Source organism: Micromonospora sp. DT201 (assembly GCF_049841575.1).
Classification (GTDB): domain Bacteria; phylum Actinomycetota; class Actinomycetes; order Mycobacteriales; family Micromonosporaceae; genus Micromonospora.
Window position 1 is genome coordinate 66,266 of the sequence record NZ_JBNCKP010000026.1, and the last position, 10,885, is coordinate 77,150.

The 10,885-nt window shown below is 71.4% G+C and carries 8 protein-coding genes and 1 riboswitch; of the genes, 1 reads left to right on the plus strand and 7 read right to left on the minus strand.

Features of this window, described 5'->3' with window-relative positions:
- Positions 1-58 precede the first annotated feature (58 nt).
- On the plus strand, positions 59-643 hold the full coding sequence (locus tag ACLQ28_RS30265) for a response regulator transcription factor (RefSeq protein WP_425689678.1): 585 nt from the start codon (positions 59-61) through the stop codon (positions 641-643).
- Positions 644-671: 28 nt separating this feature from the next.
- On the opposite strand, the gene ACLQ28_RS30270 is transcribed toward ACLQ28_RS30265, so the two are convergent.
- The 7 genes from ACLQ28_RS30270 to ACLQ28_RS30300 form a co-directional block, all read right to left on the minus strand.
- A complete protein-coding gene (locus tag ACLQ28_RS30270) occupies positions 672-2,450 on the minus strand; it encodes an ATP-binding cassette domain-containing protein (RefSeq protein WP_425689679.1) in 1,779 nt (592 codons plus the stop codon).
- On the minus strand, positions 2,447-4,174 hold the full coding sequence (locus tag ACLQ28_RS30275) for an ABC transporter ATP-binding protein (RefSeq protein WP_425689680.1): 1,728 nt from the start codon (positions 4,172-4,174) through the stop codon (positions 2,447-2,449). Before ACLQ28_RS30275 ends, ACLQ28_RS30270 begins: the two co-directional genes overlap by 4 nt.
- 72 nt (positions 4,175-4,246) lie before the next feature.
- Positions 4,247-4,369 (minus strand): SapB/AmfS family lanthipeptide, encoded by a 123-nt coding sequence (locus ACLQ28_RS30280; protein WP_425689681.1) that lies wholly within the window; start codon positions 4,367-4,369, stop codon positions 4,247-4,249.
- A gap of 6 nt (positions 4,370-4,375) precedes the next feature.
- Positions 4,376-6,973, minus strand: coding sequence for a class III lanthionine synthetase LanKC (gene lanKC, locus ACLQ28_RS30285; protein WP_425689682.1), 2,598 nt, complete (start codon positions 6,971-6,973; stop codon positions 4,376-4,378).
- Positions 6,974-7,171: 198 nt separating this feature from the next.
- A complete protein-coding gene (locus tag ACLQ28_RS30290) occupies positions 7,172-8,626 on the minus strand; it encodes an alkaline phosphatase PhoX (protein WP_425689683.1) in 1,455 nt (484 codons plus the stop codon).
- Between the two features lie 252 nt (positions 8,627-8,878).
- A riboswitch (SAM riboswitch) is annotated at positions 8,879-8,999 on the plus strand.
- A 428-nt stretch (positions 9,000-9,427) separates the two neighbouring features.
- Positions 9,428-10,111: a GNAT family N-acetyltransferase gene (locus ACLQ28_RS30295; RefSeq protein WP_425689684.1), complete on the minus strand. Its 684-nt coding sequence runs from the start codon at positions 10,109-10,111 to the stop codon at positions 9,428-9,430.
- 133 nt (positions 10,112-10,244) lie between these two features.
- A complete protein-coding gene (locus ACLQ28_RS30300) occupies positions 10,245-10,799 on the minus strand; it encodes a nucleotidyltransferase family protein (RefSeq protein WP_425689685.1) in 555 nt (184 codons plus the stop codon).
- Between the last annotated feature and the right edge of the window lie 86 nt (positions 10,800-10,885).

Sequence of the window (10,885 nt, forward strand, 5' to 3'; positions counted from 1 at the left end):
CGGGCGTGTTTGAATGTTGACGTTGTGTAATCGCCATCGGAGTGCGGGAAGGTTCGTCGTGATCCGTACCCTGCTCGCTTTGGACGGTGCCCTGGTTCTGGGCGCGCTGTCGTTCGTCCTCTCCGCCGAGGAGGATATCCGTGTCGTGGCGGAGGTGGATCGCGGCGACGCGGTCTCCGCAGCCGTCCACGCCCAACGCCCGGACGTGGTGGTGGCCGACCTCGATTTCGTCGAGGGAGTCGATCCCGGCCACCTCAGCCTGTGCCCCGTCCTGGTGCTGGCCCACCCGCATCGGGCCCGGCGACTGCGAGGCATGCTCTGCCCGACCAGGACGGTCGGCATCCTGCGCAGCGACGCCGCCCCCCAGCGGGTCATCGACGGGATCCGGCGGCTCGCCCGGCGGGAGCCCGTGGTCGACGCGGATCTCGTCGTCGCGGCGCTGCGCTCGGACGGCCCACTGACCAGCCGCGAAACGGAGGTGTTGAGGCTGACGGCGGCGGGAGCGCCGGTCGCGGAGGTGGCGGTGTCGCTCGGGCTCAGCTGTGGCACCGTCCGCAACCACCTCGGCCGGATCGCCCGCAAGGTGGGCGCGCGTACCCGGGTGGAGGCCGTGCGGATGGCACGCGAGGCAGGCTGGATCTGACCGATGCCGTCGGCTCGGGCGCGCGGGTTCAGCCCTGCCGGGCCGTCGCCGCCCGGGACGGCACCACCGAGTCGTCCCAGCAGCCGACGAGCACCCGGTAGGTGGCCGAGCGGGTCATCAACTGTTCGTGCGTCCCCGCCACGGGCTCGTCGCCGTCGAGGACCAGCACCCGACCGGCCCGCAGCGCGGAACTGATCCGGTGTGCGATCACCACGAGGCTGCCGGTCCGCCGGGCGAAGGCGGCCTCGACCGTCGCCTCCAGCGCCGGGTCCAGGTGACAGGTCGCCTCATCGAGGACCACCAGCGGGGCGGGCGCCAGCCAGGCCCGGACCGCCGCGATGAGCTGCCGCTCGCCGGCGGAGAGCAGGGCCGGCGCGACGGGCGCGTCCAGGCCGCCCAGGCGGGTCGCCAGGGGACGCGCACCGAGCGCGTCGAGGGCGACCTCCAGCGTGTGGTCGTCGGCGTCCGGCCGGAGGTAGCGGAGGTTCTCGGCGAGACTGCCGGTGAAGACGTACGCCTCCTGGGGCACCAGCACCCGCATCTGGGCGAGGACGGCCGGCTCGACCTCGGCGACCGCCGCGCCGGCCAGATGAACCGTGCCAGCCTGCGGCGGCACCAGACCGGCGATCAGGGCCGCCAGTGTGGACTTGCCCGCACCGCTCGGGCCCACCACTGCGAGATGGCCCCGGTCGGCCAGTGTCAGCGAGAAGTTCTGCAGGACGGGCCGGGCGCGCGGGCCGTAGCCGAAGGTCAGTCCCCGGACCTCGATGGCTGGCGAGCGGCCGGCCGGACCGGTGGGCGTCCGGGAACGGGGCGGCCGGGTGGCGGGGGCCGACGGGCGGCTGTCGTCGGACACCGGATAGGTGCGCAGGATGTTCTCCAGGGTGACCGCGTAGCGCAGCCCGCCCCCTCCGAGGCCCTGCACCAGGGTGTGCAGGGCGGGTTGCAGCCCGGTGGAGACGTAGATCAGCGCGCCCAGCACCGCGCCGGCGGTCAGACCACGCTCGACCAGCCACGGGGCGGTCAACATCAGCACCAGCAGCGGCAGCCAGCCGCCGATGCCGAGGCTGAGGCTGCGGATCGCCGCCATCCGGGCGAGCATGCGTTCGGCGGCGGCCTGCGCCGACACCCAGCGTTCCACCTCGGCCGTCACGCGTGTCTCGGCGCCGCAGGCCAGCACGTCACGGTGACCGGCCAGCGCGGCCGCAGCCGACTGGCCGAGCTGCTCACCGGCCCGGACGTACGCGCGCTGGTGCGTGACCATCGCCGGCAGCGCGGCGAGAAACATGACCAGGCCGGCGACCAGCGGCGCGGCGGCCAGCGCCGCCACCACCGGTGCCAGGGCGAGCAGGCCGAGCAGGGCCGCGCCAGCCGAGAAGAGAAAGCCGCGGGTCACCATCAGCAGACCGGCGAAGGTGTCGCGGACGATCTCCATCTGGTGGGTCAGCCGGGTCACCGCCGCGTTGTCCGGGCGGCCACCTGTCCGGGTGGCAGCACGTAGCGCACCCCGCACCACCTGAGCGGCCACCTCGTCGCGGAACGGCTCGACCACGGCGCCGAGGCTCCGGTACGTCCGACCGGTGGCCGCCGCGCCGACCAGCACGGCCACGGCGAGGACCCCCAACCAGGCCAGGCCGTTGAGGAGACGTCCGGCCAGGAAGCCGTCGTCGACGGCGCGGGCGACCAGATAACCGGCGAGCAGCGCGGGCAGCGACTCGACAAGCGACCACCCGCCGAGTCCGGCGAGCTCCCGCCGGCGGGCCCGTAGCGCCCGCCAGGTCACCCGGCGTACACCGGGAGCGCTCACGACCCACCGCCGGCCGGTTGGAAGACGGCGCGGTAGTCCGGGTCGGCCCAGAGTTGCCGGTGCGGCGCCAGGCCGCGCAGCCGACCGCCGTCGAGCCAGGCGACGAGGTCGGCCGCCGCGGCCGTCGCGGTCCGGTGGGTGACTACCAGCCGGGTACGCTCTCCGGCCCGCCCGACCACCGCCTCGGTGATCCGGTGTTCGGTCGCGGTGTCGAGGCTGGACGTCGCGTCGTCCAGGATGAGCAGCCGCTCGGCGGCGAACGCGCGGGCCAGGCCGAGGCGTTGGGTCTCGCCCCCGGAGAGCGGGGTGTCCGCCAGCGGGGTGCGGTAACCGTCGGGCAGACGGTCGATCACGTCGGCGACCGCCGCCATGCGGGCCGCCCGGAGGACCGCCGGCGTCGCCGGTCCACGGTCGGCCGGCGGCACCGCCGAGTCGACCGGCAGCGCCAAGCCGATCGCGTCGTGGACCGTCGCGCCGATCAGCACCGGCCGGTCGAAGGCGTAGCCGACGGCTCGGCGCAGCGCCGCCCGGTCGAGGTCTCGCAGCGGCACACCGTCCAGTCGCACTTCACCGCCGTCGGGGTCGTGCAGCCGTCCCGCCACGGCAGCCAGGGTCGACTTGCCGGCACCGGACGCTCCGACGACGGCCACGGTAGCGCCGGCCGGTACGTCCAGGTCGATGCTGTCCAGGATGGGCCTGCCGTCGTCGGCGTGCACGCACACCCCGCGCAGTCGCAGGGCACCGCCGCCGGGTGGAAGGGGACGATCGCCTGCCGGCGCGGCGGGCTGCGTCAGCAGCTCGGCGACCCGGTGTGTTCCCGCACGGCTGCGGACCAGGTGGTTCAGGGTGGCAAGCACTCCACCGAGCCCGGCACCGATGGCCGCGTACCGGACCGCGGCGACCAGTTGGCCTGGGGTGAGCCAGCCTGTGACCAGGGCGTACCCGCCGACCGCGATGACGCTCAGGTTCAGCAGCGGCGCCACGGCGGAGGTGCGCGCACTCGCCCGGGCCAGCAGTTCCCAGGCGCGCCGGCCGTGCAGGTTCAGCTCCGGCAGGGCCGCCAGCACCCGGTCTTCCTCGCGATGGGTGGTGCCTGCGGCGGCGATGGTCCGCGCACCGGTGAGCGACTCCAGCAGTCGGCCGGCGATGGTGCCGAGCACCCTCTGGTACCTGGTGGTCGCGGCCGAGGCGTCGGCCACGAAGGCACGCATGAGGACGGCGAGCAGGCCGAGGCCGGCGAGCATGGTGATTCCGAGGACCGGTTCGATGATGGTGAGCGCGACGACGCTGCCGAGCGGCGGAAGCACCGCCACGATGGCCAGGACCACGGCGTTGCCGGCCTGTCCCGCGTCGGCGGCCTGGCCGACCAACCGGCCGACGAGATCACCCACCGGGTGCCGGCGGGTGGCGCGGACGTCCAGGGCAAACAGGTGACGCAGCAGGTGCCGGCGCAGCCCGGCGGTGGCGCGCGCCGCACCGAAGCCGCTGGCCAGGTCGGTGAGGGTGTCGACGCAGATGAGGACGACGACCAGGCCGCAGGCGGACACCGCCCACCAGCCGGAGCCGCCGGCGAGGGCGGCGTCGACGGCGCGGCCGAGGGTCGCGGGTAGCAACAGTTCGGCGGCCGCGCCGAGCAGCGCGACCGCCGCGAGTCCGCCGGTCCAGCCGCCGCCCGCCCGGACCGTCTGCCGGAGCAGCCTGTCCCCTGTGGCGAACGTCGGCATCGGTCCTCCCGTGGGTACGCGGTTGCCCTGGGTGGGCACGTCTACCCACCCAGGGCCCCACGTGTGTGTGGATCAGTTGCAGGTCGTGATGGAGAGCGAGCTGTCGCCGCAGAGCAGCAGGCTCGCCCGGCTACCACCGCCACCCGTGCGGTCGGCCGGAGCCATCTCCAGGCCCTGGAGGTCCAGAAGCGCCATGTCGTGTCACCTCCCTTCCATCCGTTCGCCGATCAGGTCGCCCCCGCTGTCGCGAGGGAGTCTCTTCGCGCCTGGCAGGGGCGCGAGGAAGGGCAGCATCGGCGGCTGGTCGTGCTGTGCGCTGGCCAGCGCGTAGAGCACGCCGGCGGTGCCGGTGCCGAAGTCCATGGAGAGCCGCAGCAGCTGCTCACCGGGGAACGCGGTCCCCTCCCGGTACGGGAGGGCGTGCCAGGTCAGCCGGTCCAGTTGCGCGCCGAGTTCGCGGCGGTCGGCCTCCTCGGCCGAGGCGGCGAGGTAGGCGATGATGCCGGCCCGGCCGGTGAAGAGCCCGGACTGTGCGTAGAACGGTGACCGTGCCGCGCGGCGGACCCCCGCGCTCGCCTCGGCGAACCGGTCGTCGGCGCGGTGGCGCAGGTACTGGTCGAGGACCAGTCCGATACCGACGCTGCCGTGTGCCAGGTACGGCATGGTGCGCCAACCCTCGTTGACCTCCAGGGCACCGTCCGGGCGCAGCACACACCGGCGCAGATCCTGACGCAGCGCCGTGGCGGCGTGCCCCAACAGCTCGTCGTCGCCGCCGAGTTCGTAGAGCCGCAACAGCATGAGCGCCGCTCCGGTCCGGCCGCGCAGCAGCCCGGCGTACGGGTTGCGTCCGCCGCTGACGTCCGGGCCGGGGTCGTCGGCCAGTTGCCCGATCACCCGCTCAGCGGCCCGCCACGCGGCGTCGTGCAACGACGCCTCCCCGGTGCGCGCCGCCAACTCGGCCAGGTTGAGCGCGATCCCGGACAGTCCGCTCGCCAGGCTGTGGTCGAGCCCGTCCAAGGGTTCGCGCAGGCAGATATCGACAACGTCGAGCGCGTCCTGCCGGCGTCCGAGGTGAACGAGTGCGTAGGCGACACCATGCAGCCCGTCGTAGAAGCCGCAGCGTGTGCCGGACGGGGGCGCTGTCGCCCGCCGCACCAGCCAGTCTTCGTGCTCGGGCCACCGCCCGGCACCGCTCTTGTCGAGCGCGTACAGCACTCCCGCCGCCCCGTGGGCGAGGTTGAGGCCGCCGCTGCGGAACTGTTCGATGTCACCGGGAAAGAGCCGGTCGTTCCGCTCGGGAGTGGCGCTGGCCATGATCGCCGTCGTCAGCCGGTCCCGCATGGTGGGCCAGTCATCCGCGCCGAGGGCCCCTCGCGGGTCCGCGGTGGCCCGCGGGTCGCCGATGATCTCCTCGACCGCCGGGTCGAGGAAGGACCTCGGCACCGGGAAGTTCGCGGCGATGATGTCGGCCAGGTGGTTCACCTTCGCCGGGGCGAGCCGGACCAACTGGGTCAGTGGCAGGAACAGCGCCAACCGCAGGCACGCCAGGGCGTACCGGTCGACCGCCGGCCCGGTCCGGTCCCTCGGTGCCGCGAAGCCCTGGTTGCGCAGCCCGGGCCGGCGGTGCCCGGTGATCGGGGCGGCCACCTCGAAGTCGACCAGGGCGACCCGGTCGTCCGGCCGGATCATGACGTTGAACAGGTGCAGGTCCCCGTAGACCAGCCCGCGCTCGTGGATCGCCGCTACGACGGATTCGACCTGCTCGTAGATCTGCTGGGCCCATCGGGCGTACGCGGCCCGGTCGTCGTCCGTCGCGTCGGCGTCGATCAGCGGGTACCGGTCGACCAGCACCTTGTTCAGCGGTCGCCCCTCGATGAACTCGAGCGCGAGGAACCGATGCTCGCCGAGGACGAACTCGTCGTGCACCCGCGGCACCTGCGGCAGGTCGGCGAGTTGCCGCAGGGCCTCCGCCTCGCGGGCCAGCCGGGCGACGGCGTCGGTGCCGTCGGCGTCCAAGCCGGCGTACGGTCGGGCCTCCTTCAGCACCACCTCGGTGTCGGTACGCAGGTCCCTGCCCACGTACAGCCCGCCGCCGTTGGAAAAGTGGATCACTCGCTCGATCCGGTAGGGCACCTGGTCGGTGCTGGTTTCGCTCCGGGCGGCCAGGTGCGGGCCGAGAAAGTCGGGCAGGGTGATCCAGGACGGTACGTGAAAGACCGGCTCGCGGCGGTCCGGCACCAGCGTGCCGGTTTCGTCCTCGATCGCCGGCACCACCTGACCGTCGGGCGAGTGGCAGTAGCGGGCGGCGAAGCCGCCGTAGCGCACGTGGACCGGGCCGTTGCCGTAGCGGAGATCACTGAGGATGTACGGCCCGGGCTCACCGGTGAGCAGCTCGTCGAGCTCCTTGCAGGTCAGCTCCAGCTCCGCCTCATCGCGGGGGTAGACGGTGATGAACTTGCCGCTGGCGGCGCGGGCGGCGTACTTGGAGTTGCGCAGCAGCAGCGTGCGGGGCCCACTGAGGAACTTGAAGGACAGGCCGCGGGGGACGCAGTAGTCCCAGACGGCATCCAGCACCCGCTCGGCGTTCTCCAGACCCGCTGACACGTGGATTTTCCAGCCCTGCTGTGGCAGCGAGCCGCCGTCGGGCGCGTAGATCAGCCAGTCGTCAAGTGGCTCGCGGCGCCAGCCGGTCGGCATCGGCCGTTCGGCGGCCGGGAAGACGGGCTGCGCGACGGCGCTGCCGAGCGAGTCGTAGAACAGCCGATCTGCGGCGCAGTAGCTGTCGTAGCGTTCGTCCACCGTCCCGCCGCCCCTCGAACTCGGCCGGCTGTTGTTCCGGCGTCGAAATCGAGTCTCGTCGACGGGACGGGCCAGGCCCCAGTGCGCATAGTCACGACGTTCGATGCAGGGGGCACGGGCACTCATGACAATAGTCAGGCCCGCAGCGCGGTGGGGACCAGGCCGATCACCTGATCCCCACCGGTCGGTCTGGCACCGTCAGCCCAGGTACTTCTCCCACGGGCCGGTGATCGCCAGGGTGAGGCCCGGGTCCTGCATGTTGACGAAGAGGACCCTGCCGTCGGCGGTGAAGGTCGGCCCGCAGAACTCCGAATCGTTGAGCTGGTTGCGGGCGATCGCGTACGTCGGCCCGCCCGGAGTCGCACTGAGCACATGGGAGGCCCCGGTGCCGTCCTCGGCGAGCACCAGACTGCCCCACGGGGTGACGGAGACGTTGTCTGGGCCATCGAAGGTGAGGTCGTTGTACTTGACCGGCGTGCCCTCCTCCGACGCCGTCTGGTGCGGGAAGTACGTCACCAGCTGGATGGTCTGGGCCCTGAAGTTGTAGAACCAGACCATGCCGTCGTGCGGCGCGGCGTCGGCCGGCAGGTCACCGTCGTCCCAGGCGTAGGAGTTGACCACGTACACGCCCTCGTCGGTGCTCCACACACCTTCGAACTTGCGTCCCCGGGTGACCTGACCGTCGGCGAACTGCTCGCGCACGGACTTGTGCCGCGCGTCGCGGTCCGGCACCTCGATCCACCGTACCGGGAAGGGGCGGCCCAACTGGGCGGAGGTCAGGTACGCAACGTCTGGCAGCACCGAGCCGTCGTCCATGACGATCTGCATTGCGGCGAGGACGCCGGCGTTCGGTGCGAGGCGGGTGAGCACGCCGGGACCGAGCTTGACGCCCCGTGGCGCCGACCAGCGGTAGAAGAGGCCGTTGGGCTCGTCGGCGTCTTCGGAGAGGTAGATGTGGGTGCGGTCCTTGTCGACCGCCAGGGCCTCGTGCGAGTAGCGGCCCAGGCACTTGATCGGCTTCGGGTCCGCGCTGCCGTCGGCCCAGACCTCGAAGACGTACCCGTGGTCCTTCTGGTAGACGCCGGACCGGCCGCCCTCTTCCCACTCGTCGCCGGCCCGGTCCTCGGTCTCCTCGCAGGTGAGCCAGGTGCCCCAGGGGGTCGGCCCACCGGCGCAGTTGGAGATGGTGCCGGAGAGGGCCACGAACTCACCCAGGTTACGGCCCGCGCGGTCGGTCTTGATCACGGTGCAACCGCCGGCGTCAACGGCGCCCGCGTCGTACACCGTGCCCTTGACGTGCGGTACGCCGAACTCGGCGCCCGGGTCGATCTCGTGGTTCTGAATCAGGGTGTAGCGGCCCTGGCCGGCGTCGTAAACGGCCATGCCGTCGTGGTCCGCCGGCGTCACGCCCTGGCCACGGTCGAGTCGGGTGACGCCGGTCCGGGTCACCACCGTGTAGCTGAAGCCTTCCGGCAGGGCCAGGATCCCCTTGGGATCGTCCACGAGCGGCGGGAAAGGCACGGGACTGCCCTTGACCGGCGAGTGCGGCAGGCCAGGGCTGGCCTGAGCGAGGGACGGCAGCCCACCGGCGACGGCGAGGCCCACGCTGGCGGCGGCGCCGCCCGCGAGGAAGGTACGACGGGAGGAAGGCACTCGAATCAGCTCCTGGTCAAGGTATCGGCGATGGCCGACAGCAAAGTCCTGCGGGCAGACATCGACACGTCAACTGAGGATTCGAGAGGTGACATCGGAATTAAGATTCAGGGTCGCTCACCCCGTCGCGAAGCCGGAGTGACTGCCCGGCTCCGACTCGCGCCGACGGCTAGTTCGGCCACCGCCGTCGGCTCAGGTCTCCCGCGTGTTTCCCCGGGTTGCTCCCGGCTTCGATGATCTATGCTTCTTGGGCGTCAAGAGTGGTCAGCGTCAAGCCTCCCGGCTTGCTGACCCGGCAACCGCGCCACCCGCGCACGGTGCCTCCGGGGGAAGACCAGGCCGGCCGCAAGCTGCGGTACGGCAAGAGCGGGTGCCCTGGGCACCAGAAGGCGAGTCCACTGTGCCATTCGAAGAGCTGGACCTTGCCGCTTTCGCGGTCTGCCTGACCTGCGGGCACCTCCGCGACGGCGCCCCGCGCGAGCAGCGGTGCCGCTGCCAGCCACGTACACCGGACTGGGAGCAGCAGTGGCAGGGCCAGGACATCCCCAGTGACCTCGACCTGTGCGTGTTGTGTGCCCGGGACACGGTGACCACCCGAACCCGGTGGTCGTGGCTGGCCTGCGAACCCTGCCGACACGTCTCGCAGCTCGTCGGCGAATGGTACGGCCACCGCGCCGCACTGCCGCTGGGCCGGCACTCCCTCATCTGCCCCAGCCTTCGCGCCGTCGCTGGTGTCATGATCGGCAGGACACGCCTAGGCGACGGCGAGGAGCGTGGGCCGGACGCGAATATTTGCGCCGTTCAGGACGGGTACGCGTTGCCAGGCGTCGTTGCGATCAGCACATCGGCCACCGGCTGCCAACCGAGCGTCATGTACAGACGCTGACCGTCCTCACTGGCGATGAGAATGCCCTGTTCGGCGCCTTCTTCGATCGCGCAACGGGCTAGTGCACTCATGACCGCGCTGGCTAGGCCCTTGCGGCGATGAGCCGGCATGGTTTCGATCCGGTCTGCGACCGCACTCGTACCGGCCAATCCCATCGTCCCGCGCGCACCGATTTCTCCCGACTCGTGCCGTACCGTGGCCGTGACCACGCTGCCGCCTCCGTGCGAGTGGACCTCGGTCAGGAGCCGGTACGGTGCCACGGGCATGTTCTGCGCATGCCCACGAAGATCGGCTGTCATTAGCAGCTCCGAGTGCTTAAGCACGATCAGGCCGGCGCCCGTCAGAGCCGAGGCGGCCCGCGCCGGGTCGGTGGTGGGCACGGTCAGCCATGTGACGGCGTCCTCGCCAGCGACTAGCTCAGCCAGCGTGGTGAGCGACGCGAGGTCCTGTCCGGCATCGAGCGCGACATACTCGATGTCGCGGCCGGGCTGCATGCACCGAACTCGCAACGCACCGCCTACGTCTTCGGCGACGGGCAGCGCGCGAGCCACGCTCCAGCCGCGCTGCCAGCGGACGATGAGATCTCGCAAATTGCTCACCCATCGAGTAGATCACTTGCACGTGAGCAGCCCGCCACGCCCCGGGACGTAACGAGCCGGAGATCACGTGCGCGGATCTGCCGCGGGAGAGGACGTCTTGTCGGGGCTACCCGTCCTTCGCTTGGCGTGAGCGCTAGATTTCCAGCCGCAGTCCGGGCCATCGGTGGAGCCATCCCTTGACTTCCACGCGGCGCTGTACCGTCACGCGGCCCGCTGCATTGTTCATGGCTGGAGACGGGCGGACAACCATTCCCACAAGGTCAGCCAGGCCGTGGCAGGACACCAGGCGAACAGAGTCGTCGCGCAAAGTCACCGCGACGCACGTCGCCGTTTCGGGCCAGCGCGATATCGCGTCCAGGGCGGACGTGTAGGGCTCATCGCCATTGCGCAGATGCATCCGTGCTTGATTGCGAATTTCCCACGGCACCTCAGGCAGCGCCACTCTGGCTTCGGTTTCGGCGCGTGCGTCCTCGCGTGGGTCCAACTTTTCCGGGTCGAAGTAGGCGACATCCACGTCGCGCTCCGGCGAGACCGGGAAGCCGCTGATCGCGTCCCAGACGCGGTTGCGTACGAAGCCGGCACCGATCCACCAGTCCGGTAATCCAAGGTCGGCGGTAGCCCGAAGGACTCTCATGGCTCCCGGGTCTGACTCGATCACGCCTACAACATCCTGCGCGCTCATAACCATCTCAGGGACCCTAGTACGGCAGCCGCCGTTCGTGATCATGGTTGGAGTTCGAGGGTGAGGCGGCGAGCGTAGTGGGCTCGTTTGGC